This window comes from Algoriphagus litoralis (assembly GCF_003259255.1).
Taxonomy (GTDB): Bacteria; Bacteroidota; Bacteroidia; order Cytophagales; family Cyclobacteriaceae; genus Algoriphagus; species Algoriphagus litoralis.
In genome coordinates this window covers 234,899-260,998 of sequence record NZ_QGOL01000006.1, presented here as the reverse complement: position 1 = coordinate 260,998, position 26,100 = coordinate 234,899, and the positions used below count along the sequence as shown (strand labels likewise).

The following is a 26,100-nucleotide window of genomic DNA, read 5'->3' as shown; positions in this document are numbered from 1 at the left end:
CTTTGGCAAATTTCCCCTTCAAAAGGGAGGCAAAGTGGATTCGGTTAAAAATTTTTATTCAGAGACCTGTAAGATTCCACATGGTAAATAATTACTCCTTGAAATACCTAAACCCCAAAATTCCCAAAACGGGCCCAATAAGCAACCAACCCAAAAACTCCCTTGGGCTAAATAAATTGCTTAAAAATTGACTGAATTGAATGCTGAGAATCGTCAACCCAAACCCAATCGAATTAACCAAAGTGAGTGCCGTTCCCCGGTAGGCTGCAGGGACACTTTGAGCCACCAAAGTAGAAAACTGAGGGGAATCCGCGATGACCAAAATGCCCCAAAGCAATAGAAATGGGAGAATTAATTCCTTGGGGAAAGTTGGGAAAAGGATCAATATCAATCCGCAAATCCCGGATCCGGCCAAGCTAAAAAGTGCTACTTTTTCGCTTCCGAGTTTCCCCGAAATCAATCCTCCCATCACACAGGAAAGCGCGCCAATGGCAATGATTCCAAAGGTCATTAGTGAAGTGTCTGAGGTGATTTCAGTTTCTCCTCTCAAATCCAAAAGTAAAAGAGGGAGAAAAGCCCAAAAGGTATACAGCTCCCACATGTGTCCAAAATACCCTGCTGCTGCGGATCGAAGCGCTTTGATTTTTACTAAGGAAGGTATAAGGTTGCGGTCAAAAACTGGGTTAGGCTTCCGAAATGGCCCATCAGGTACAAACAAACCAACCATCACTCCGCCGAGTATACTCAAACCAGAAGTGATCCAAAGAATTGATTCCCAGGAAATTTCAGCACCAATAGCCTTAAGTAAATATGGAAAGGCTGTTCCCATGACCAACGCACCGACCAAGAATCCCAGCGCTGAACCCAAGCCTTTTTCGAAGTAATCTGCGGCAATCTTCATCCCTACTGGATAGATTCCCGCTAGGAAGAACCCCACCAGAAAACGTAATCCCAAAACCGAAACTAGACTCAGGGGAGTCAAGGGAATTAATAGGTTGAAAATGGCAGCAAATAGTGCACTGAGTAAAAATACCCTGGAAGGAGAAAATCGATCAGCAAAAGAACCAAGGGCATAGGTAAACGTGCCGATGATAAACCCAAGTTGTACTACAGAGGTAATCCATGAGGTAAGGCCAGTAGATCCTAGGGCTAGTTCAAGCTCAGGCGCTGCTACATTTCCTGCAAACCAAAGCGAAGTGCCCAGAAATTGAGCGATTACAATCAAAATCAGGGCACTTCGTGAGGATAATTTTTGTGGCATTAGGCCCGCAAGATGGTTTTGATCTGTGTGATTTCGTCAGACGTGAATGTGGAATTTGCAACAGCAGCCACGTTATCATCCAGTTGCTCGGGTTTGGATACACCGATCAGGACAGAAGTGATCCGTGGATCTTTCAGCAGCCAAGCAATGGCCATTTGGGCTAAGGATTGCCCCCTTTTTAGCGCGATCTCATTCAATTTGCTGATCATTTCCAACTTTTCGGGAGCAAGTGATTCAGGTTTCAGATAGCGTCCGTCTTTGGCAGCACGGGAGTCGGCCGGGATTCCTTTGAGGTATTTATCGGTAAGCATTCCCTGCTCCAATGGTGAAAAAGCAATGCTTCCTATTCCTTTTTCACCCAAAACATCCATCAGTCCATTTTCCACCCAGCGGTCAATCATGCTGTAGCGAGGCTGGTGGATGAGGAGGGGAGTTCCGAGGGACTTCAAAATGTCATAAGCTTTGGCTGTGTCTTCGGCACTGTATTGAGAAATTCCCACATAGAGCGCCTTGCCCTGCCGTACGAGTTGATCCAAAGCGCCCATAGTTTCTTCCAGTGGCGTATTGGGATCGGGTCTGTGATGGTAGAAAATATCGACATAATCCAGTCCCATTCGCTTTAGGCTTTGGTCACAGCTGGCGATGAGGTATTTTCTTGAGCCAAAGTTCCCATAAGGACCCGGCCACATATCCCAACCTGCTTTGCTGGAGATCAGCAATTCATCTCGGTAGGGGAGAAAATCTTTTTTAAGGATTCGACCAAAATTCTCCTCTGCTGAGCCAAATGGAGGACCATAATTATTCGCCAAGTCAAAATGACAAATACCTAGATCAAAAGCCCTTCTCAGGATTTTTCTACCCAATGTCATGTCGGCATTATGGCCGAAATTATGCCATAGACCCAAGCTGATTTCAGGCAGTTGAAGTCCGCTTTTTCCGCAGTAGCGATACTTCATCTGACTGTATCGATCAGAGGCTGGCTGATAGGGAAGAAGGGGATTGTGATCGTTGATTTGCATTGGTTAGATAGGTTTTAGTATTATTTGAATAAAAGAATTCCGAGGAAACAGCCTGCGAGTGCGATTAAGGCAATGAAGAGCCAGCTTTTCCAAATGTAAGAAATCCAGTCCTTATAGCTGATTCCCGCACTTGCGATTATTGCCATCATTCCACCATTGGTCGGAGTAAGCAGATCCATCAGTCCTGCCGGATATTGGAATGCCAGCACAGCTACATCACGACTGAGACCGATCAGATCAGACAGCGGTGCAGTCAAGGGAATCGTCAAAACAGCCTGTCCTGAGGTGCTGGGCACGGGAATATGAACCAGCGCCTGACTGACAAACATTCCTGCGACGGCCAAGGCTTCTGGAAGTGATTCTAGCGGAGAGAAGAGTGCCTGTATCAGCGGGTCGATAATTTCTCCTTTTTCTAAAATCAAATAGACGCTTCTCGCCAAACCTACAATCATTCCTGCAAAAATCATTTCGCCAAATCCCGCCACATAGGTTCTTGCTGTTCCATTCAATCCCATACCCCCCACCAATCCACAAACTATCCCTATCAGAAAAAACAAGGCGGACATTTCAATATAGCCCCAGTCAAATGCTGTAATACCATATATCATAACGCCGATACCTCCAAAGGAAATAAATAGGATGGATGCATTTCTCAGCGACAGAGGACTGGGCTTCAACTCGGAGACTTCCTGGTCAGGTAGCTTTGATTTACCTGCACGGACATGGTAGGTAATCCAGAGTAAAAGTGCAAAAACGAATGCCGTGCTCCGAAATACCACACCCGAAAAGAGGGGAACTTCTGCAATATTTTGTGCTAAAAGACCGACAAAAGGATTGATCGGTGAAAATGCCGAACCGACCAAGGAAGACCCTAACGTGATAGCAATGATGGATCGAAGATCATAATTCAGTTTGGTGGCCAAAATAACAAAGACCGGAACCATGGGAATCAGTTCTTCCTGCATGGATATGGAAGCACCTCCCATAGCAAAAACGATCCCTAAAATGTAAAAAAGCAGGAATTTCGAAGAGCGGAAGCGGTAAATCAAAGCCTCAATTCCAGCCTGAAGCGCTCCGGTTTTTTCTACTATGTAAAATGCCCCTCCCAAAATCAATATCAGGACAATGATGTCTGCACCTGCAACAAACCCTTCCGGTATAACTTTTAACACCTCCCAAAAACTGGGATTGACATCTTCGATGGTCTTAAAACTCCCAGGGATCACAATCTCTCTACCTGTATCCTCATCCAAAACCCGGTCGAAACTTCCGGACGGGATCACCAAAGTGGCCAATGCCGACAGAGTAATAAAACCGAGTAAAATGATCAAGGGATGTGGAAATGAAAGTTTCATTGGTAAGTGGTCATTTGCTTTTGATTTTTAAAACTTCTCCTGCGACTGCTTTTCTGAAATCGGACTTATCCTGTGCATTGGATACAAGGAAAAAAGCTAGATCTAATTCTGGAGAAAAGATTACAAGCGAGCTATGTCCTCCCTGACCTCCAAAATGACCAATGAACGCTATATCATTTATTACAATGGATTGAAATCCTGCCGGGGTATCGGTTTTGCCTTTCAGCCAATCCAATTCATCACCGAAGATTCCCATTTCTTCCCGACTGAGGTGAAGAAGGATCTTGGCTAGATCCGCTGAGCTGAGGACCAATCCTGAGGACGGCGATGGAAATCGCTCCAAAACCAACGCTTTTTCCTCGATTCGTTTCCATACTAAGGTTCGCTGATATCCAGAGATAGCAAGGGAATCCAAAGGCCACTGAGTTACATATTCGCCGTTTTCCATACCTCCAACCGTGAGAATCCTAGATTGTGAAATGACTTCAAAAGGTTGATTTTCTATTGTCTCCACTAGATAACCGATCAAGTCAAAATTGGCATCGGCATACTTGAACTCCCGCTGTTGTAAGTTGGGTAGATTTAATTGGCTGGGTAGGTTACTAAGGTCTCTTTGCGCATTGCCTCTCCAGATAGTTCCGATTCCCCGCCTATCGCTGAGGCCAGAGGTATGCGTTAGCAACTGTTGCAGGGTGATATGGTCATATTCGGAGCTCAATTTTTTGCCAGTTGGAAGGAGGGAATTGACAGGCGTATCGATACCTATGCCTTTTTCCAAACCATAATTGGCCAGAGTCAACGCTGTGAAGATCTTGGAGACTGATGCTACCGGAATCAGGCTCTGCAGTGTCAGCGAGTCCTTGGTTTCCAGATTTTCAAATCCAAATGCCTTGAGATAAGTCACTTTTCCTTCCTCGATGATTCCCGCTGCCATACCCGGAATCAAATACTCGCTGAGACTTTGGACTAAAACCGAATCTATTTTTTCTTCCTGGGTCTGAGGAAACGAAATGGGAGTCCATCTAACTTTTGGAAAACTATACCACCACTCCCAGCCCAGAAAAAGTAGGAGCCAAAAGGCAAGAGCAGTAAGGAGGTATTTGCTAAATCGTTTCATCCAAAATCAAGTAGAAACAGGTTCGGACTGACTAACTCTAGGTGATTTTTTGGTAACGGATGCTTTGGAAAGTTCTCGTTTGAGTGCTTTGACGAAAAGATGGTAATCCACAGTAATGGTATGCCGGGGAGAATTGACCTGCTGATAGTGCGGATGAGTAACTTCTTTTTCGCAAAGTTCCTGAATATTTTCTGGGCGTTTCCAGTTACCGATCAGCTCCTGAGCCATCAGTTTACTTTGCAATTCCGCTCCCGGCCAGATGCATCCCAGCGGCTGAAACATCCCGATAAAGTACAGATTCTGATATGCCGAATGAAACATTTTCAGGTAGAGTGGTACGGGACCTGAAGAGTAGTCAATAAAATCTTTGTCAAAAAATGGGTGGCTCAGCCAGTAGCCTGTGCAAGCTATGACCGTATCGTATTCCTCGGTTTTTCCATCTTCAAAGATGACCTGTCTGTCCTCAAATCGGCTGATGTCCATTCTGGGTTTTACTTTTCCATGGCGGATTTTATGCATCAGTTCATCATTGATGGTAGGGTGCGTGGCGCCAAAGGGTTCCTGGATAGGTCTGAGGCCATAGTTTTTGTAATCTCCCCAGAAAAATTTCAACAACAGTTCATTAAAGAATGAACGCACCTTCACAGGGAGCCATTTGGTTCCTTCAGCGACTTTGTCGGATGGTTTGCCAAAAAAGAATTTGGGAGCGATCCAGTAGCCACGTCTCCAGCTGATGGCTGTGCTCTTAGATACCCGGCTCGTCTCTACGGCTACATCACAGGCAGAATTGCCTCCTCCGATGACCAAGACGCGCTTTCCGGCAAAGGGTTCGGCTTTTTTGAAATTATGCGAGTGAAGGAATTCACCTGTAAAAGTTCCGGGATAGTCCGGATACCGGGGTTTCCAATGGTGGCCGTTTGAGACGACGAGGTGCGTGAAGGTTTCAGTAGTTTCTAGGCCATTTTTGGAAGTTGTGATTTCCCAAGACTGGGCATCGATCCGCTTGCAATGCTCCACCAGTGTGCCAAATTGGATATGGGGGTAGAGGTTGAATTTTGCAGCATAGGCTTGAAAATACCTGCGAAGCGTATCATGCGAAGGGTAATCTGCTGCCTCGGGATCGAATTCATCAAAGGTGAAATCTTCGTATTGGGAGAGGGTCTTGGAGGATATGATATGCGTGGTCTCAAATACGCTCGAATGGCTTTCGTCCTCCGAGTAGATCCAGTTTCCACCTACCTCTTCGTTTCTGTCGAAGGCAAGAGCAGAGATACCCTGGTCCAGAAGGTTTTTCAGAGCGGTGATTCCTGAGGGGCCAGCACCGATGACCGCCACTTTTAATTGCATAGATTTTAAGCTAGGTATTTGGGGTATTGATTGGGGCTTTTAATCTAGAATAAAAAAATGTGAATTCTCTTTTCCGGGACTAGAATCACCCGTCGATCTTGATTTTTTCGAGAATTAATTGGGTGAAAACAGTCATTCCTTCAGTAGCTTTCTTTTGTATGAAAGTGAGATCATTTGGAAGAGAAAATTCGGGCTTTGCTGGGTCAATCAGGAATTTAGCCGCTGATCGGGGTACATAGTCAATCAGACTCGCAGCAGGATAAACCTGCATAGAGGTGCCCAACACCAGAAAAAAATCAGCCTGTGCCGCGATTTTCATCGCCGGAACCATCATGGGCACCGCCTCACCAAACCAGACGATAAATGGGCGAAGCTGACTTCCTTTTTCGCATTGATCTCCTTCCTTGATTTCCCAATTATCCATCGGATAGATCAATTTTGGGTCTACCGAACTTTGGGCTTTATTCAGTTCACCGTGAAGATGAAGCACATTTGTCGAGCCGGCCCGCTCGTGAAGGTCATCGACATTTTGAGTGATGATCTGGACATCAAGATATTCCTCCAGTCGAGCTAAAGCCCGATGTGCTTCGTTTGGCTGGCATTCTCTGGCTTGCTTCCTTCGCTGGTTGTAGAATTCCAGCACAAGGGCTCGATTTTTCCGCCAACCTTCCGGCGAAGCCACCTCCATGACATCATGATTTTCCCAGAGCCCATTGCTGTCACGAAAGGTCCGAATGCCACTTTCTGCGGAGACTCCAGCACCGGACAGTACGACTAGTTTTTTTCGGTTCAATTTGACTAAAATTTGTTTTGAGACTTTCTGCTTGAATTTAGACAATAAGTATATCCACAATTCTACCAGTAGCTTAATTTTATTAGGTATACCTCGACTTGATTTGGCCTGCTCACCAGCCCTATTTCAGTTACCCGTTTATTAATAACTAGAAGCTGTATCCTGCCCTTTGATGATCTCACTGAGTGAAGTCGGTAGACTGCTTCATTCAGTGAAGGTTGCTCGCGATTCTGCTCAGGATGAGGAAATCAGGTCTTTTGAGAATAAAGTCCATAATGTGGCTCGCCTAGCGAAAGAGCCATTCGCAATGGAGCAGGATACAAGGGTGTGATCAAATGAAGGCAATTTTTAAGGGGATCGTTTTTTTCTGTTTTCACAAAATAAAATTTTTAGTGAATATTGTTTTAAGGATTAAATTTTTGTGAAGGAATTAGATTGACAATTTTTAAATTGTATTGGTAATTGAGTAGTTCATCCATTTAGATTTTAACCTTTTCCACCAAACCCAAGTCAATGAAATGTTTATTCGTTTTTCTATTCTGTCTTCTTTCAGGGTCGATCCTAGCTCAAGAGGCTCTAACTACGATAAATTTTGATTTATTGCAGAACCGGCTGAATGGAGGGAAGCCACTCCCTGCTGAGGAAAAGTTTTACATCCGAGGAGCCATACCAAGTAGGGTTGAGCTGGTCAAGGTGACCCTATATCCCTCAAAGAAATCTCAGAATGCAGGCTATTCTTATTTTTGGAAAGCCCCTTTTGGGTACAATGAATTGTCCTTCCAGATTTTAATTGAAGAGCCACTCAGGTCCAATGAAGACTATCATGTCGAGTTTGGCTTCTATCAAAAAGCAGGAAAGCCAGAGATTGAGGAATTGAGAAAATTAATTCTGGTCAATTTATCAACCTATATGAATACGATCACTTCGATAAAACGAGGCGGGATTCACTTTGAAGATTCCGATGATCAGATATTGATCAATATGTCCAAAATCGTGGAGACCGGAGCCTACTATTTTGAATTGCCCAATGGACTACAATTCCCGGGATTCTCTGACCTGACGAGAAACAAACTTCACCAACGTAAAAACCTTAAAATGGGAAACGCCAAATATAATGTTGATGAAGTAGGGGAGAATGAAAATGCACAGGCAATATATTCCCAGAAATATTTGGATGAACTGATGGCCATTGTTTCTTCTGAAATAGACCAGTATCTCAGTACCAACATGCTTGCCAGGGTAGACGAGAAGTTTTTTCAAAACTATCCATCCGAAAAGAAAGCGAATGTAATTCCGATCAATTTGGGATATGGTGCTATTTCCCTGTCCAAGACACTTCCCCAGCAAGAATTTGTGTATAGTCCTTATTTGGGTTTTTCCTTTCCATTGGGCAATCGGACTTTTACCAAATTTATGAATAACGTGTCGATTAGCACCGGAGTATTCGTCTCAGGGGGGATGGAAAATTCACTTGAGGAAAGCATAAAAGGACCATTGTTTGACAGGCCGGTTTATCTTGGATTGGGATATAATTTCTTCAGGTTTATCCGGTTAAATGCCGGGGGAACTTTTACTACAACGAACCAAGCCAACGGAAATTCATTGAGGTCATTTAGTCCTTTCCTTGGGTTGAGTGCAGAATTCAATATTTGGTTGGGTTTTGGAAACAAAAAATAAGCAGATGAAAAAGTATTTGATCGTAATAATTGCTTTGGCGCTTGCGCTTCCTTCCTCTGCTCAGCAATATGGATATAAGTGGAGATTTGGGTTCAGCGGAGGTTTTTCCAATTATTTTGGAGACATCCGACCTTTAGGAGTGAATAACTTCAGACAGTTTTCCCTGCTGTTTAACCGATACAAGCAGTATTCTAACGATTTATCCTTTCAGCTATCTGCTGAGCGGGCACTTGGAAATTCTGTCGGACTGATGTTTACAGCGGGTAGTTATCAATTTGGCTCAAGTGATCGTTTTGTACAAAATGACGGAACACTCTTTACTACGGGCCAAAATTTTGATCGTGCGCTCAATTTTCAAGCCAACCTCTATGATGCAGGGCTTTCTTTGGTTTTTAAGCCTGACAACAACTGGCTATTGTCCGGCAAGTCCATAATTGCACCGTATTTAGTTCTGGGATTTGGTGTTCAGACTTTCAATGTATTCGGCGATTTGCTGGATGAAAATGGGGCTAGATACGATTACACAAACCTTGGGACTATTCCTGACGGGAGATTTGAGACCAATCTGAGCGACTTGGAAACTGAACTTCCTGGCGGGTATGTCAGGACTTCACTCTATACACATCTGGGATTGGGATTCAGAATACGGATTTCCAACGGTGTAGAATTATTTGCACAATCTGATTTTAAAAGAGCTTCATCAGATTATCTGGATGATGTGGCTGGTCAGTACCGCCTGACCTACGATTCAGATTTTCAGGAATATGCTGCCAAGCCGGGCACCAATGTGGTCGATCCGGCGAATAATAACAGAGGATTTGACAACAGAAGGCCTGATTGGTACCTCTATCATGGAGTGGGAATAAAATTCAGCATTGGGCCTAACAAAGCAAGTTTTAAAACGCCCGTGGTGGTTCCCCGATATACTTTTGTGCCAGATCAACTTTCCCAAAGTCAATTGGCAAAGGCTGATTCGATCAAAAATACACAGCGGCAGGGGAACAATTATTTCACTGTAATACAACTCCCATCCTGGGAGCAGAATAAATTGAATGCTGAGCGCGTCAGTCTTGATTCGATGACTTTGGCGAATATTGAAACAGAAAAAACGTACCTCAAATCTTCTCTGGACTCAATTCAATCTGCCATCAGCGGAAACCAAAGTTACCTTGATCAGATCTATACCAACATTCGCCTTGCCAAATCAGATACCACTGTTTCGGAAGAATTCAATACCACCCGCTTGACCAATTTGGAAAATGAACGTGCGAGAATTCAGGGAAATCTCACCGGTCTTTCGACGATTGAATCAGATATCATTTCTGACTTGGATTCCCTTGACCAAATTAAAATGGAGGGGCTAGTTTCACTTGATACTGCTGCGATCACTAGAGAATTGATGATTTATCCGGGTCAGGTAAGTAAAATCATCTATTCTGGAAATGAAGCTACAGCAGTTTATCTGGACAGCGTTTCCCAAAACAGCTATCAGGCTCGATCAAGTTCTGAAAGTATTTCGCGAAGCGAGTTTGAGAAGGAAATGGAGCGATTCAGAAGTGACATGCTTCTCGCGCAAGCTAAGCGCGATTCGGCAATGATAATGGCATTCGCTTCCAAAATTCCCGATTCAGACCAAACTGCATCTACAGCCTCGCAGGAGATCGAGGTGAACTCTGAATCAACTCTCGACGATAAAACCGCAAGAAAAATAGAGAAGAATAGGAAAAAGCAAGAAAAGCTCGAAAAGAAAAATAATGAGTTGTTGAAAGATGCGCTGTTAGTGGGAGGAACAGCGGCTACAACAGCCGCCATCTCCAATTCCGGGGAAAAGTCCAAAGAGCTGGAACAGATGAAGCGAGATTCCCTCTTGATGAGTCAGATTCAGATGGATTCGATTCGGATCGACAGTCTGGAAAAAGCATTGGATAACTTAAATCAACCATCAGCTCAACTTGAGCCTAAGCCAAAATTTATTTTGCTGGATCATAGTAAAATAGAGGTTTACTTTGGGATCAATGAAACCGAACTAAATCAAAAAGAGAAAGACAAGCTGGAGGAATTGATCATGTATTTAAAGGAATATCCTGCTACCGAGATTGTCCTTACTGGATTTGCGGACAATACCGGATCAGTTTCCTATAATTTGGAAATATCCAAAAAACGTGTCCTAGCCGTGAAAGACTATCTGGTGACGCAAGGCTTAAACTCTGACAGAATTCACACCGAGGCAGGAGGCTTGATCAGTAGAGGAGGAGCCAAGGGTTCCGAGGATGGAGACAGAAGAGTGGAAATCAAGAAGAAATAAGTAAAATTCTGAATCTTAACACAAAAGGCTCCTCATGAAGGAGCCTTTTTCATAGGTGTCGCTGGAGAATTTTGGTGGAGCTCAGGTGATGTTCATCTTGTATCTTCATGTTTTAAGGATTGGGAAGTTTAGACTTGATTTCCAAAACCTATGAGCCATTGAAGGCCAGTATTTCCAATTTTTGATTTCTCAATTCTATACTCAAACCAAGAGCGCTCCCCGACTTAAAATCCTCTTTCTTTTTTTATAGGCCAAATTCAGGAAAGCTCCTTGAGGCAGTTCAGCGGTGGAAAATGGTTTCCATTCATGTCCGATGGAATTATTCTTTCAATTACAAAAAGCTTATATTCAGTATAGAAAACCTCACAAAACAGTCATGAAACTTAATAGACCCACTTGGCTTTTATTCATTTTTCTCTGGATATCTTTTTCTGCTTATTCTCAGGATGATGCTGCAGAATTGGCAAAAAAACTGGCTAATCCCATAGCTTCTTTGGTTTCAATTCCCTTTCAGAATAACACGGACTATGGGATAGGGACTTATAGAGGCACACGAAACACACTTAATTTTCAACCTGTAATACCTATTTCCATCGGGAAGAATGTCAATATGATCACCCGTGTGGTCTTGCCAATCGTTACCCAATACAATATAACCGGAGAAGGACAGAAGCAATCCGGGCTGGGTGATGCCGTACTCTCCGCTTTTTTTTCGCCTAAAAATTCAGAAAAACTTACTTGGGGAGTGGGCCCCGCATTGTTATTGCCTGTGGGTACGAATGATTTTCTGACCACCAAAAAATTCGGAATGGGACCAACTGCTGTTGCATTGAAACAGTCGAATGGATGGACTATCGGAGCATTGGCCAATCAACTTTGGTCAGTAGCTGGGGATGCAGATAGGCCTGAGGTAAGTCAGCTGTTTGTTCAGCCATTTTTGATCTACAACTGGAGTTCTGGTGCAGGTCTAGGAGGAAACCTCGAGTGGACCCAAAACTGGATTTCAGATCAAACGACACTATGGCTCAATCCCACGGTCAGTGGTGTGACGGCACTTGGGTCTCAAAAAATTCAATTTGCAGTAGGTCCAAGACTGAATTTGGCAGCACCAGCAGGAGGCAAGGCTGATTGGGGATGGAGAGCCGTAGTTGTATTGCTTTTCCCCAAATGATTGAAAAGCTCCCATCTCGTCGGAGTTTTTTCATCTTCTTGGTTTTTTGGAAGTGACGAATAGATCACCCTACCTCGGCGAAGTCTTATGTTTTACTGGGTTGTGCTTCTCTTGAGGCTAGGGGTAGATTGTTTTTACACCTTTCTATTTTCTGGAATTTGCAATTCCACTTACTAATGCCAAATGTCCTTTTGGGTTAAAGCCAGGATATTTCTTTCCAATTTTCATATCAATTTATGAACTTGAATTCAATTCCATGAATTGGAAGGGTGCTTTGACTTACCACAGCACGACAGGGATTAGGTATGGATGATTTAGATTTTGAAAACCTTTAATCCAAAAAAAATCCGACCCTTTTGAGGTCGGATTATGATTATTTTTTCTTTGCCGGAAACTTGCCTTTTTTCTTCCCTGCATCCGGTTGATTTTCGATGATCTCGATGGTCTCGGCATAGGTGAGTTGCTCAGCCTCTTTTCCTTTGGGGATTTTGTAGTTGTTTTTCCCCATTTTGATATAGGGGCCCCAGCGTCCGTTGAGGACTTGGATTTCCGGATTTTCATCAAAGGTTTTGATGTGCTTTTTGGCATCTGCTTCCCGCTTGTTTTGGATCAGTTCGATGGCTTCTGCCTCGGTGATGCTCATCGGGTCTTGCTCTTTTCCCAAAGAATAAAAAGCACTGTCATGTCGGATATAGGGTCCAAATCTACCGATGGCAGCGGTCATCTTTTTGTCCTCAAAAAATCCTACTTCCCGGGGAAGTTTGAATAGTTCGAGGGCATCTTCCATCGTGACGTTTTCGATAAACTGACCTTTTTTAAGGCTGGCAAACTGCTTCTCTTCATCTTCAGTCTCGCCGATCTGCACCAGAGGTCCAAAGCGCCCGAGTCGAGCATAGACGTTTTTGCCACTTTGCGGATGCTGGCCAATCAGGCGGCTGGTATTGACATCCTGACGGGACACTTGCTCGGTCTCCTCGACGCTATGGTGGAATTTGCCGTAAAATCCGTCGATCATATCCTGCCAATCCTGTCCTCCTGCAGCGATGTCATCAAACTCCTTTTCAACCCTTGCGGTGAAGTGGAAGTCGATCACATTCGGGAAATGCTCCACCAGGAAGTCATTGACCACCATGGCGATATTGGTAGGGAAGAGTTTGTTTTTCTCTGCGCCGGTATTTTCTGTTTTGGTCAAATCCTGAAATTTGCCCTTAGCGATCTTCATTTCCACGTAGTTGCGCGGAGTGCCATCGCGGGCTTCTTTGACGACATATTCCCGCTTTTGAATCGTAGAAATGGTCGGGGCATAGGTCGAAGGTCGGCCGATTCCCAGTTCTTCAAGTTTCTTCACCAAAGAAGCTTCCGTGTATCTCGGGGCTGGTCTGCTAAATGTTTCCCGACCTTTCATCTCTTGGAGGTTCAGTCCCTGTCCGATGCTGATCGGAGGCAGAAGTGACTTGTTGCCTTCTTCGTCGTCCTCAGGTTCGTCGTCGGTATCTTCGAGGTAGACTTTCAGAAATCCGTCAAACTTGATCACTTCTCCTGTCGCCACCAGATTCAGCGTGGAGTTGGAAATGGCAATGGTGATTACCGTTTTTTCCAATTCAGCGTCGGCCATCTGGGAGGCAATGGCCCGCTTCCAAATGAGTTCGTAGAGTCGTTGCTCGTTTCGGTCTCCCGAAGCCTGAGTTTGGGAAAAGTCAGTGGGACGGATGGCTTCGTGCGCTTCCTGAGCACTTTCAGACTTGGTAGTAAACTGTCTTGATTTGTGATACTGTCCTCCGAAAGACTGCTCAATGGCACTTTTGGCGGCAGCCATCGCATCTTGAGAGAGGTTGGTGCTGTCCGTTCTCATGTAAGTGATCTTACCGGCCTCGTAGAGCTTTTGAGCTACAGACATGGTTTGAGCTACGGAGAAGTAGAGCTTGCGTGAAGCTTCCTGCTGAAGCGTAGACGTGGTAAATGGTGCCGCAGGAGTCTTTTTGGTTGGCTTTTTCTCCAGATTTGCTACGGAGAAAGAAGCCTCGAGACATTTTTTGAGGAAGTCTTCTGCCTCAGCCTTGGTTTCAAATTTCTTTGGGAGTTCGGCTTGGAAGGTTCTTCCCTCCACCTCAAATACCGCAGTGATCCGGAAGGAAGATTTGGCCTTGTGGGCTTCGATTTCCCGCTCACGCTCAACAATTAATCGGACAGCGACTGACTGGACACGTCCCGCTGAAAGTCCTGTTTTTATTTTTTTCCAAAGGATAGGCGAAAGCTCAAAACCTACCAAACGGTCCAAAATCCGACGGGCTTGCTGAGCATTGACCAAATCATAGTCGATTCCGCGTGGGTTTTCGATAGCTTTGGTGATCGCGTTTTTGGTGATTTCTCTGAAAACGATCCGCTTTGTTCGGTCTTCTTTGAGATTCAATACTTCTTTGAGATGCCAAGAAATGGCCTCTCCCTCCCGGTCATCGTCACTTGCCAGATAGACCATGTCGGCATCTTTGGACAGGGATTTGAGGTTTTTGATTACCTCTTTTTTGTCGGCAGTGACTTCATATGTCGGTTTGAAGCGGTTTTTGATGTCTATTGCTTTGTCGCCTTTAGGGAGATCCCGTACGTGACCGTAGCTGGAGACTACCTTGAAATCCTTGCCAAGGTAACCTTCAATGGTCTTAGCTTTGGCAGGGGATTCGACAATGACTAGATTTTTTGACATAGAGAAAAGGGGAAATTTCATGACCGAAAGGCCAATTACGAAAAGCTAAAAATAGAGGGCATAGTTTTCTCCTCCAAATAATAAAAAATGTTGACTTTGGAATTGGATGGATTTTTGAGGATTTTCAGTAGAAATGAAATGGTAAAATGATTTCGAAATGAAGCATTTAATTCTTGTACGACATGGTGAGGCAGGCTTTTCGGATGGAGTGGATTTTCAGCGACAGCTGACTTCCCGGGGAAAAGAAAATCTGAATCGCCTCGGCCAGATACTTTTGCAGGGTGGATTGCACGTAGATTTCATGTATTGTTCTTCTGCTACCAGAACCCGCGAAACTGCCGAGATCCTTAAAAAACATGTGCCTATTGCGCTGGAAGAATATACAAAGGATATCTATGACGGGAATATGGAGACCTTGCTGGAATTATTGGAAAAAACACCCAAAGATGCACAATCCTGCATGATGATCGGACACAATCCCACGATCAGTGTGCTAATAGCACACTTGACAAATGGGAATTATGTGGGATTGCTGCCAGGTATGATGGCCTTTATCGATTTGGAAATCAGCGAATGGTATATGATTGGGCTGGGAACAGGGATTTTGAGGGAAGTTCTGCAGTAAGTCGTAAGCAGTCGCAGTTTGCAGTGGTCAGTTTTTAGAAGACAGGTTTAGTTTTTGTTTTAACTTAAATAACCACTTGCTCTTTAGGATTTACACTACTCCAATCCGATGAATATCAGCTTCGCTATATTTAGGAGTTCCGCCTTTTTGTGTTGCGACAAATCCGCCAATCTTGCAGGCAAAGTCAAGGATTTCGTTTGGAGATTTTTCTTCCAAGTAGGTTTTGATAAAACCACTCAGAAATGCATCCCCTGCACCGATCGAATCCTGCACGGTCACTTTGTACCCTGAATGCGAAAAGATTTCACCCTTTTGGTAAATCAAGGCACCCTTAGCCCCCTGCGTGATGCAGATGATCTCCATGGGAAAATGCTGGTCTAGATACGCGCAAAGTGATGAGACGGTAGGTTCTGTGCCAAAGTAATCTGCGAAAATCTCCAGTTCGTCTTCGTTGATTTTGAGCACATCGGTAAAGCCCAGGAGGGTTTCGATGACTTCAAAATCATAAAATGGGGGGCGGAGGTTGGCATCAAAAATCCGAAGTGTGGGATGATGCAGCAGTTTGATTAAGGTTTTGAGACTTTCTGGATTTCTGACTCCCAGTGATCCAAAAACAAATGCATCGGCATCTTCCACAGCTTTGTCATTTTCTTCCGACCATTGGATAAAATCCCATGCTACAGGTGAAATGATGGAGTATTTGATGTTTTCGGGGTCAGAGGTGTCCACCAAAACCTTCGAAGTTTCTTGGTCTTCTTTAATCTGAATCAAGTCCAAAGGAAGTCCGAAATCCCTCAAAAAACCCAGTAACTTAGCGCCATCTTCATCGGCTCCCACTGCTGAGATGAGTTGGGAATTCAGCCCGAGTTGGTGGAGATTTAGCGCTACATTCATCGGGGCACCGCCCGCTACAGCACCTGTGGGGAGGCAGTCCCAGAGCATTTCCCCAAAAACTACTACTTGATCACGCATGGTTTTTATGTAAATCGTTTTGAATTTCTTCCAGAGATCGACCTTTGGTTTCGGGCATTTTGAATCGCACCCAAAGCAACTGAAGAACCATCATTCCGCAGAAGAACGCGAAGATATAGCCCGGACCAAAACTATTTGCAAAAAACGGAAACACGTTTGCAATCAAAGCTGCCAAAATCCAATGCGTGAATGAACCCAAGGATTGACCTGATGCGCGAAGTTCATTGGGAAACATCTCCGAAATGAAAACCCAGATCACAGCACCTTGACCCACAGCATGAGAAGCGATGAATCCAAATACAAAGATCGGAAGCCAGAAGGCTGGAATACCTGGTCCGAGAAAGTTGAAAGCCATCAAGCCCAGAAATAAAATATACCCAAATGAGCCAATGTACATGAGTTTTTTCCGGCCAAGCCTATCGATCAGATACAATCCAAAGAAAGTTGCAAACAAATTGATCAATCCGATTCCGATCGTGGAAATGAGAGCGTTTTCGGTGGAGATTCCTGCCATTTCAAATATCCTTGGGGCAAAGTAAATGATTGCATTGATCCCGGAGACTTGGTTGAAAAAGGCGATCAAGACCGCCAACATGGTGCTGGAGAAAAATTGGGAGCTAAAGAGAGCGCCAAATCCTGCCTTTTGCTTCATTTTTTGTTCTTCAGCGATAGCCAAACGGATCGCTTCATCGACTCCATCTGGGTCTGTTCGAGTCAGGATTTCTCGTGCTTTCACTTGATCATTGAATTTGGCGATTAACCAGCGCGGACTTTCCGGTATTCTGAAGATCATGATGCTATAAATTAAGGCCGGAATACCTTCTACAGCCAGCATCCATCTCCAGTCTTCGGGTAATCCTGCAGTACCGATGAGATAGTTGGAAACGTAAGCGACCACAATCCCAAAGACGATATTAAATTGATAAAGTGCCACTAATTGTCCTCTGTTTTTCGCAGGAGCGATCTCTGAAATATACATCGGAGCGACCACAGAGGATGCACCTACGCCAAGTCCACCTAGGAATCTAAAGAAGGTGAATGACTCCACATCCCAAGCTAAACCAGATCCTACCGCCGAGATAAAATAGAATAAACCAATCCAGAGCAAGCTTTTCTTTCTTCCAAAAAGGTCGGCAGGAATCCCACCAAATAGCGCTCCGATCACCGTTCCGTATAAAGCAGAAGCAATTGCCAATCCATGGATCCAATCGCTGAGTTTCCAGATTTCTTGGATATCGCGCTCAGCACCTGAGATTACAGCAGTGTCAAATCCAAATAAAAAGCCGCCCAAAGCAGCCGTGATGGAGACAAAAAAGGCGTATTGTTTTGAGGTCATGAAGGGTTTCAGGGTCGAATGAATCACTAAACTACTCAGAAGGCCAATAAATCAAAATCGCAGCGCTGTATTTCCATATTTTTTAAATCCTGAAAGATGATTGGCGAAATGAAATTTCAATTGGAGAGAAAAAGACGGCTTATTTCCTACGTTTTCTAGGAAGGGTCTTGAAATTTTACCAAATAATATTTTGTCTTTGGGGCCGACTCAAGGTCCCTGCTCTTCTAAAATTGTTATATTCGCAGGCGTAAAATAAATAGCCGACTTTTGGCTAAAAGCGTTGTAAACTGAACCAAATAGGATATTTACCCAAAATCATGACCACAACAGTCGAAGTCTATAAGCCCAAAAATCACATTCGAATCGTCACCGCAGCTTCACTTTTTGATGGACACGATGCGGCAATCAACATCATGCGACGGATCATCCAATCCACAGGCTGCGAAGTGATTCACTTGGGGCATAATCGATCGGTATTGGAGATCGTGGATTGTGCCATTCAGGAAGATGTACAGGCTATCGCTATTACTTCATATCAGGGTGGTCACGTCGAGTTTTTTAAATACATATATGATTTGCTTCGCGAAAGAGGAGCGGGCCACATCAAAATTTTCGGAGGGGGTGGAGGTACGATCCTTCCCGAGGAAATCAAAGAACTGCATGGGTATGGAATCACCCGAATCTATGCACCGGATGATGGGCGGGCCATGGGACTTCAAGGCATGATCAATGACTTGGTTCAGACTTGTGATTTCCCGATTGGGGATGAATTGCCAGAGGGATTTGATTTGGTCCAAAGCCAAAAAGAGCATGTTGCGCGAGCAATTTCTGCTTTTGAAAACTTTCCTGAAAACTCCCAAGCCCTGCTAGAACGTGTAAGAGCTAAAAGCAAAGCGGCCATTACTCCGGTCCTTGGGATCACTGGAACAGGCGGAGCTGGTAAGTCTTCCTTGGTCGATGAGCTGGTCCGCAGATTTATCATTGATTTTGAAGATAAAACGCTGGCAATCATATCTGTGGATCCTTCGAAGCGCAAAACCGGTGGAGCACTTTTGGGAGATCGAATCCGAATGAATGCAATCCATCATCCACGGGTTTTTATGCGTTCCTTGGCTACCCGTCAGTCCAATTTGGCCCTTTCCAAATATGTACAGGATGCGGTTGATACAGTTAAAGCTGCAGGTTTTGACCTGGTGATTTTGGAAACTTCCGGTATTGGCCAGTCTGATACCGAGATCATTGAGCATTCTGATCTGTCGCTTTATGTGATGACACCGGAATATGGTGCTGCTTCTCAGCTGGAGAAGATCGACATGCTTGACTTTGCTGATGTCATTGCGCTCAATAAATTTGACAAGCGTGGTGCTTTGGATGCGATTCGTGATGTGAAAAAGCAGTTTAAGCGCAATCACAACCTCTGGGATGCTGCTGATGATTCGCTTCCGGTCTTTGGGACAATCGCCTCCCAATTCAATGATCCGGGCATGAATCAACTGTATCGGGCTTTGATTGGCAAAGTCGCTGAGAAATTCGAAGGATGGGAAAGCACTTCCGAACTCGTCTCAGGTTCTTCCGAGAAGATTTATATCATTCCTCCTGCTCGTACCCGCTACCTCAGTGAGATCACTGAGACCAACCGAAACTACGATAAGTGGGTGGAGGAGCAGAAAGAAATTGCGCAGCAACTCTACAGCATCCAAAAATCCATCGAAGCGATCAAATCAACCAAAGTTGATGATGTGGATCGGTTGATTAAGGAGTTGCAGGAAGTCTATGCGCAAGTAGAGCTCAATCTCGATCCGAAAAACAAGAAATGGCTAGAAGATTGGCCAGCTGAAGCAGCCAAGTATCAGGATGACTTTTACATTTTTAAGGTTCGGGACAAGGAAATCAAGATTCAGACCTATACGTTGTCCCTTTCCAATTCCCGGATTTCCAAAGTTGCACTTCCGAAGTATGAAGCTTGGGGGGAATTACTCAAGTGGGGATTGCGGGAAAACGTCCCGGGACAGTTTCCATATACAGCAGGAGTTTTTCCATTCAAACGGGAAGGCGAAGACCCTACTCGGATGTTTGCTGGGGAGGGTGGACCTGAGCGAACCAATAAGCGATTCCACTACGTGTCCAAAGGAATGCCTGCCAAGCGTCTTTCCACTGCTTTTGACTCAGTGACCTTGTATGGGGAAGATCCAGATTACCGACCTGATATTTATGGAAAAATAGGCAACTCCGGGGTGAATATCTGCTGCCTGGATGATGCCAAAAAGCTCTATTCGGGATTCAATCTAGTGGATCCAATGACCTCCGTTTCGATGACAATCAATGGTCCTGCGGCGACGATGACGGCATTTTTCATGAATGCAGCCATCGATCAGCAATGTGAAGTTTACATCAAAGCCAATGGTCTGGAAGATGAAATCAATGCTAAAATAGATTCCATTTTTAAGGAAAAGGGACTTCCTAGGCCGATCTACCATGGAGTGATTCCTGAGGGAAATGATGGATTGGGCCTGATGCTTCTCGGAGTAACCGGAGATCAGGTTTTGCCCACTGAAGTTTATGAAAAGATCAAAGCCGATACCCTTTCCAAAGTGCGGGGAACTGTTCAGGCGGATATTTTGAAAGAAGATCAAGCGCAAAATACCTGTATTTTCTCTACTGAATTTTCGCTCCGGCTGATGGGAGACGTGCAGCAATATTTCATCGATCAGAAAGTTAGAAACTTCTATTCGGTGTCTATTTCTGGCTACCACATCGCCGAGGCTGGCGCCAATCCGATCACACAGCTGGCATTGACATTGTCTAATGGCTTCACTTATGTGGAATATTATGTCTCCCGCGGGATGAATGTCAATGATTTTGCACCGAATCTCTCGTTCTTTTTCTCCAATGGAATCGATCCGGAATACGCAGTAATAGGCCGAGTAGCGAGAAGAATCTGGGCGAAAGCCATGAAGCTGAAGTATGGGGCAAATGAACGGTCACAGATGTTGAAGTACCACATTCAGACCTCGGGTCGGTCCTTGCACGCGCAGGAAATCGACTTCAACGATATCCGCACCACGCTGCAGGCGCTCTATGCGATTTATGACAACTGTAACTCGCTCCACACCAATGCGTATGACGAGGCGATCACCACGCCTACTGAGGCTTCCGTTCGTAGAGCAATGGCAATCCAGCTGATCATCAATAAAGAATTGGGATTGACCAAAAATGAGAATCCGCTGCAAGGAGCGTTCATCATCGAAGAGTTGACAGACTTGGTTGAGGAGGCCGTTTATGTGGAATTTGACCGAATCACCGAACGTGGGGGAGTACTTGGAGCAATGGAAACGATGTATCAGCGCGGCAAAATTCAGGAAGAAAGCCTCCATTACGAGATGCTGAAGCATACGGGCGAATTCCCGATTATTGGTGTAAATACCTTTCTTTCTTCCGAAGGTTCACCTACTGTCACTCCAGGGGAGGTCATCAGAGCCAATCCTGATGAAAAAGAAGCCCAAATTAGGACCTTAATTAATTTGCATAAAGCCTATGAAGGAGTGGAAGAAGCGCAATTGAACGGATTGAAAGTCGCAGCGGTTAAAAATGAAAATGTATTCAGCAGGCTGATGGAAGCTGCGAAATATTGTTCCTTGGGTCAAATCACCCGGGCACTTTATGAAGTAGGCGGTCAGTATCGAAGGAATATGTGATTTTGGAGTTTAATAATTGGAATTTTGAAAAATTGAGAAATTTTTCTCTTGAAATAATATTTAAAAACTAGGATTACGAGAATTTCAAGAATTGACTTTTAGGATAAAGTTTAAACTTGATCTGGCTTCGTAATTTGTAACTCGTAATTCGTAAATAAAAATGGCTAATAAACGGAACGTCACCGTCCGCATGAAGGCGGATTTGGAATATGAGGCACGCAACCCTCAGGGGAATGTGGTAAATATTGACATGTATGATCCCGAGCATAAGCATGCCCAGTCTCCAATGGATTTGCTGCTGTCGGCCTTGGGTGGATGTGCTTCGGTGGACGCTGTCTTGATGATGAAGAAGAAGCGAAAAGAAATCATCGATTTCTCCGTGGAGGTGGAGGGAATCCGAAATGACGGTGTTCCCGCATTTTACACCGATATCGAATTGAATTTCATATTGGTCTCTCCAGATGCTACTCCAGAGGAATTTGCCAAGGTAGTTGCGCTTTCGGTGGAGAAATACTGTTCGGTAGCTTCTTCACTGAAATCCACCATCACGTTCAAATCTGAGGTTAGAAGACCCGAATGAGAGTCGTGAAAGAACTGATTCAGGAGGAAATTCGCGTGAGTATTTTCTCCTGGAATAATAAATACATCCTCAAGTTTGAGCTGGGCCCTATGGAGCAGACCTTTAAGCTCAGCGAAATGGATGTGTTGGAGGAGTCGGAATTGGATACCTTCTTGACCGGTGATTTTTTTGATAAAGTCAAAAACCGCTTTGATGAAATGGGAAAAACTTTTCGTTTGCAGTTGGAAAATCTCTAATTTCCCTGAAATCAGAAAGGAACATGACTTATTCAAAACGGATATTTTTTTTACTTTCCGTCTTTGCCCTTTTCATCAGTTGCAAGGAATCAGAGCAGGAAAATTCGGCTGAGGACTTAGCGAAAATCAAATCGTTGATCAATCGTATGGAGGTGGGAGGAGGTGAGTTAGCCTCCCAAATCGACTCAATTGCCCATTTTTACCAAAACATATTGGATCGAAAGGATTCAATCATGAGTTTGAATTTAGCCAATCCCTATACCTACAATGGGGCATTTTCAGAAAATATACCAGGAGAAGACTCCGCCTTAAGTTCAATCATCATCTTGAACACCACGCCTGATAGGATAGAAGCAGAGCAAGAGGTAATTCTTACCAATTCTTTGGATAGCGCTTTCGCAGCTTTTATGAAGAAAAATCCTCTGGCAGTTCAGATTTACTCCAATTCAGCAAAACAAGTCAGCAGGGTATTTCCTTCTTATGATTCCAAAAATATGGTCGATCCGGATATTGACGTGACGACCTTTAATTTCTACTATGAGGCTGATTCTGCTCACAATCCAAACAGAGGATTAGTGTGGATTTCTGATGCCTATGTGGACCCAGCAGGTAAGGGTTGGATATTGTCCATCTTACATCCCATCTATGATGGAGATAGGCTTTTTGCGGTTTTGGGAGTAGATTATACCATCACTAAACTGATTGAAAATTATTTGGATTCGGAAGACGGGGAATACGTTTTAGTCAATCAAAAAGGGGATATAGTTGCGGGAAAAGCAGATGCGATAGAAGGATTGAGTCTGCCCCCACTTAAAAATCACGTGTATCGTGAGACAGTTCAATCTGACAACTTCAGGATTTCGGAATTTAATCTTTTCAACAGTAAAAGCAGAGAAGTAAGAGAAATGGCACAAACCTTTCTTTTTCAGAAAGAAAACCTGTTTGAGTTCAAGTTGGAACCAAACTTGAAAAAGGCGGTTTGCATGCCTTTTCCTTCCATCGACTGGTATCTTATCGAAGTTTTTCCAAATTACTGATGGTAGGGAATTTCATAGATCGCTCCAACTTTTGGCTGATCACGGTGATCGGAAGTTTCTTGGTGATTTTGGTTGTTTCGTTGGGGATTAGCTTTTTCAATGCAATCTATTTTGCTCAAGTCGACTCCAGACGAGAGTTTTTGATCAGTCAGACAGAGCTGGCAGCGCGTGGATTGGAAGTTGACTTGAATCGATTCAAGGAAGAATCGAAGATATTGATCACATTTCTGGAGGATCCAGATCTGGATAGTGATGATTTTCAGGATGAGTTCACGGTGGCTTCGAGACGAACGTTCACTAGTTTTTCCGGAATGATCGACACCATTTGGGTAGATCTTCAGGATTCTGTGCTCATGTTTACCATGACGGAGCGGAATGATTTCATCCGAAAACGTGCCCATGGTGGATTTCCCAAATCGATTAAAAACAATCAGTTTTTAATCGAAGGGGACTTGGGTTTCCGGATCCTTTACAGCCTGAATGTCCCCAAATACAGTCAAGAGTATGTCACCAATTTTTACCTAAATCCCGGAGGAGAAAAACACCTTTTTTATGAAAATAAACTAGTTCCGATTGGATTTAGAAAATCTGATGCTCCGGTCAAATTGAAAGAGGAGGATCTGGAGCAAATAGAAGCGGATGTAAATCTGGGCCTAAAGGGGTTTTATGATGTTAGTTGGGTCAAAGGGGACGAACAATACTCAGGAATTCTGGCACAGTATCCGTTTTCGTATGGGGATGCGAAAAGTCCCGCGTCCTTAGTTTTTTTTGTTCCCATGGAGGGGTTGGCTTCGGGTCTATACAGTACCTATTTTTTCCTTTTTTCGGGGGTTGTAGTGCTTTTGATTGTGACCGTTTCATTTTTCATTATTTCGCTCAAGGGCAATTTGAATTCCATCAAGATCCAGGACGAAAACATTCAAGAAATATCGAGGCTGTTTGAGCAACAGAATTTATTGCTGAAGGAATTGAAGGGATTTGTTTTCTTTCATGATTATAAAGGGGAAATCACTAAAGTATCCGATGAGGTTGAATTCGTATTGGGTCATTCCAAACAGGATTTTATCAATGCGTTTAAAGTAGATTCTACACATCCTGAGGCTAATCTCGTCAAGGAACACGCGATTAAAGCCTTGATGGAATCCCGGGATTTCATGGATTTGGAGTATGACTTCGTCAAACCTGACAGTGAAAAAATCAGAGTCCGGGTTTTTGAACGATTGATTTTTGACAAGGAGGGGAGATTTACAGGAGGCTTGGGTATCTGTACTGATATCACAGCCCAATACCTCGCAAGGCAGGAGATCATCCAAAGTGAAATGAGGCTCCGGACGCTGATCAACAGCATACCTGACACCATTTTCATCTACGATAATAATGGTATAGTCCTGGATTTTCATGTTCAGGACAAAAAGAACTTGCAGGATCCCTCTCTGGCCACCTTAGGCAAGTCATTCCGTGAATTTGTACCACATGGCCAGGCAGATGAAATTTCCAGAGTTTTTAGCCTAGCCAAGGCTACCAACACCATCCAGACTACAAATGTGGTCTGGATAGGTCCTTTAGGCGAAAAACACTACGAAATGCGATTTTTCCCCTTGGATGAAAATCAAGTAATGTCAATTTCAAAGGACATTACAGGACAGAAAATCTATGAAAAAGGCCTCATGGAAGCCATGAATGCAGCCGACCTAGCCAATAGATCTAAGTCTGAATTTCTAGCCAATATGAGTCATGAAATTCGTACCCCAATGAATGGGCTTTTGGGAATCATTGACTTATTGGAAAGTACCAACCTCAATAAGATCCAAAAGCAGTATGTGGAAATCATCAAAAACTCAGGGAATTCTCTCCTGAATATCATCCGGGATATCCTTGACTATTCAAAAATCGAATCCGGAAAAATTGAGCTGCAGCCCACGATCTTCAATCCAGAAGAAGAACTGAAAACCCAATTGAAGATTTTATCAGGTTTGGCAAGTAAAAAGAAGATCAGGCTGGAATCTACGTATATCAACTCCGATAATGTGTTTTTTGAAGGAGATAAAGGGAAGATAAATCAGATTCTGTTAAACCTGATCGGTAATGCCATCAAATTTACCCCTGATGGAGGAAATGTAGGTGTGAAAATGGAGCTGAATCCAATAGATGATTTTCTCTATTTTCTATCATTTTGGGTGACTGACACAGGTATCGGAATTCCCAATGAACATCTCTCCAAGCTTACGGATCCGTTTTTCCAGGTGGAAAGTTCAAATACCAGGGCCTATCAGGGCACGGGGTTGGGTTTAGCTATTGCCAAAAAGATGATCGAACTGATGGGAGGGGAGCTCACCGTTAAAAGCGAACAGGGTAAAGGTTCTGAATTCAGCTTTTCGGTGATTGTCAAGAAGTCAGATGCGGAGAAATACTCTTCGGAAACGCGGCAATTGACTTGGAAGGATATCAAAGATATGGGGGCTGTCTTTCAGCTCCGAATTTTATTGGCAGAGGACAATGATTTGAATTTACAACTCATGACCTTGATGTTTCAGCAGTTGGGTTTTCAGTTTGAGATAGCTAAAAATGGACAGGAGGTTCTGGAAAAAGTCAAATCTCAGCCCTTTGATGTGATTCTGATGGATGTCCAGATGCCAATCATGAATGGTCTGGAGGCTACACGTGAAATCAGAAAAATGGCAGGAATGGATCGGATCATCATCATCGGCTTGTCTGCTAATGTCTTTGAGGAGGATCAGAAGAAAGCCATGGAATCAGGGATGAATGATTACCTGACCAAACCGATTCGGCTGGCAGCTTTAGCAGATAAGCTGGAATACTACTATAGAAAGGTGCGGGAAAGTACATTGTAAAGAAAAGGGCTCCGAAATTTT

18 protein-coding genes are annotated in these 26,100 nt (G+C 44.0%); 9 read left to right on the top strand and 9 right to left on the bottom strand.

From position 1 onward, the window contains the following. Positions 1 to 91 precede the first annotated feature (91 nt). From DK188_RS06855 to DK188_RS06830, 6 genes are all read right to left on the bottom strand, one after another. Complete coding sequence (locus DK188_RS06855; RefSeq protein WP_111670061.1) at positions 92 to 1,261, bottom strand: MFS transporter; 1,170 nt, start codon at positions 1,259 to 1,261, stop codon at positions 92 to 94. Continuing rightward, positions 1,261 to 2,280, bottom strand: a complete 1,020-nt coding sequence (mgrA, locus tag DK188_RS06850) for an L-glyceraldehyde 3-phosphate reductase (protein WP_111670060.1) — start codon at positions 2,278 to 2,280, stop codon at positions 1,261 to 1,263. Before mgrA ends, DK188_RS06855 begins: the two co-directional genes overlap by 1 nt. Positions 2,281 to 2,300: 20 nt before the next feature. Next, entirely contained in the window at positions 2,301 to 3,635 is a 1,335-nt protein-coding gene (locus tag DK188_RS06845) for a YfcC family protein (protein WP_111670059.1), read from the bottom strand. Positions 3,636 to 3,645: 10 nt separating this feature from the next. Then, positions 3,646 to 4,752 (bottom strand): serine hydrolase domain-containing protein, encoded by a 1,107-nt coding sequence (locus DK188_RS06840; protein WP_111670058.1) that lies wholly within the window; start codon positions 4,750 to 4,752, stop codon positions 3,646 to 3,648. A 6-nt stretch (positions 4,753 to 4,758) separates the two neighbouring features. Then, on the bottom strand, positions 4,759 to 6,099 hold the full coding sequence (locus DK188_RS06835; RefSeq protein ID WP_111670057.1) for a flavin-containing monooxygenase: 1,341 nt from the start codon (positions 6,097 to 6,099) through the stop codon (positions 4,759 to 4,761). An 85-nt stretch (positions 6,100 to 6,184) separates the two neighbouring features. Continuing rightward, entirely contained in the window at positions 6,185 to 6,892 is a 708-nt protein-coding gene (locus DK188_RS06830; RefSeq protein WP_111670216.1) for an SIR2 family NAD-dependent protein deacylase, read from the bottom strand. A 600-nt stretch (positions 6,893 to 7,492) separates the two neighbouring features. On the opposite strand from DK188_RS06830, the gene DK188_RS06825 reads away from it, so the two are divergent. The 3 genes from DK188_RS06825 to DK188_RS06815 all read left to right on the top strand — a co-directional run bounded on the left by DK188_RS06825 (position 7,493) and on the right by DK188_RS06815 (position 12,045). Continuing rightward, positions 7,493 to 8,569, top strand: a complete 1,077-nt coding sequence (locus tag DK188_RS06825; protein WP_111670056.1) for a hypothetical protein — start codon at positions 7,493 to 7,495, stop codon at positions 8,567 to 8,569. Between the two features lie 4 nt (positions 8,570 to 8,573). Then, complete coding sequence (locus tag DK188_RS06820; protein WP_157963184.1) at positions 8,574 to 10,874, top strand: OmpA family protein; 2,301 nt, start codon at positions 8,574 to 8,576, stop codon at positions 10,872 to 10,874. Between the two features lie 376 nt (positions 10,875 to 11,250). After that, on the top strand, positions 11,251 to 12,045 hold the full coding sequence (locus tag DK188_RS06815; protein ID WP_157963183.1) for a hypothetical protein: 795 nt from the start codon (positions 11,251 to 11,253) through the stop codon (positions 12,043 to 12,045). 373 nt (positions 12,046 to 12,418) lie between these two features. Here DK188_RS06815 and topA read toward each other — a convergent pair whose 3' ends face one another. Beyond that, positions 12,419 to 14,746, bottom strand: a complete 2,328-nt coding sequence (gene topA / locus DK188_RS06810) for a type I DNA topoisomerase (RefSeq protein WP_111670215.1) — start codon at positions 14,744 to 14,746, stop codon at positions 12,419 to 12,421. Between the two features lie 157 nt (positions 14,747 to 14,903). Between topA and DK188_RS06805 the strand changes: the two genes are divergently transcribed. Further along, the gene (locus DK188_RS06805) at positions 14,904 to 15,371 is read left to right on the top strand and encodes a SixA phosphatase family protein (RefSeq protein ID WP_111670053.1); all 468 of its coding nucleotides are present in this window, start codon (positions 14,904 to 14,906) and stop codon (positions 15,369 to 15,371) included. A 90-nt stretch (positions 15,372 to 15,461) separates the two neighbouring features. Here DK188_RS06805 and DK188_RS06800 read toward each other — a convergent pair whose 3' ends face one another. Next, complete coding sequence (locus tag DK188_RS06800) at positions 15,462 to 16,343, bottom strand: carbohydrate kinase family protein (protein ID WP_111670052.1); 882 nt, start codon at positions 16,341 to 16,343, stop codon at positions 15,462 to 15,464. Next, positions 16,336 to 17,691 carry a sugar porter family MFS transporter gene (locus tag DK188_RS06795; protein ID WP_262512133.1) on the bottom strand — a complete coding sequence of 452 codons (1,356 nt, stop codon included), beginning with the start codon at positions 17,689 to 17,691 and terminating at the stop codon, positions 16,336 to 16,338. Before DK188_RS06795 ends, DK188_RS06800 begins: the two co-directional genes overlap by 8 nt. A 305-nt stretch (positions 17,692 to 17,996) precedes the next feature. Here DK188_RS06795 and DK188_RS06790 point away from each other — a divergent pair, with 305 nt between their 5' ends. The 5 genes from DK188_RS06790 to DK188_RS06770 all read left to right on the top strand — a co-directional run bounded on the left by DK188_RS06790 (position 17,997) and on the right by DK188_RS06770 (position 26,079). Beyond that, entirely contained in the window at positions 17,997 to 21,374 is a 3,378-nt protein-coding gene (locus DK188_RS06790) for a methylmalonyl-CoA mutase family protein (protein WP_111670051.1), read from the top strand. Between the two features lie 160 nt (positions 21,375 to 21,534). Continuing rightward, entirely contained in the window at positions 21,535 to 21,954 is a 420-nt protein-coding gene (locus DK188_RS06785) for an OsmC family protein (RefSeq protein ID WP_232825675.1), read from the top strand. Beyond that, entirely contained in the window at positions 21,951 to 22,190 is a 240-nt protein-coding gene (locus tag DK188_RS06780) for a hypothetical protein (RefSeq protein ID WP_111670050.1), read from the top strand. Before DK188_RS06785 ends, DK188_RS06780 begins: the two co-directional genes overlap by 4 nt. Before the next feature lie 23 nt (positions 22,191 to 22,213). Beyond that, positions 22,214 to 23,227 carry a PDC sensor domain-containing protein gene (locus DK188_RS06775; protein WP_111670049.1) on the top strand — a complete coding sequence of 338 codons (1,014 nt, stop codon included), beginning with the start codon at positions 22,214 to 22,216 and terminating at the stop codon, positions 23,225 to 23,227. Further along, positions 23,227 to 26,079: a PAS domain-containing hybrid sensor histidine kinase/response regulator gene (locus tag DK188_RS06770; RefSeq protein ID WP_111670048.1), complete on the top strand. Its 2,853-nt coding sequence runs from the start codon at positions 23,227 to 23,229 to the stop codon at positions 26,077 to 26,079. The genes DK188_RS06775 and DK188_RS06770 overlap by 1 nt, the downstream gene beginning before the upstream one ends. The last annotated feature ends 21 nt before the right edge of the window (positions 26,080 to 26,100 follow it).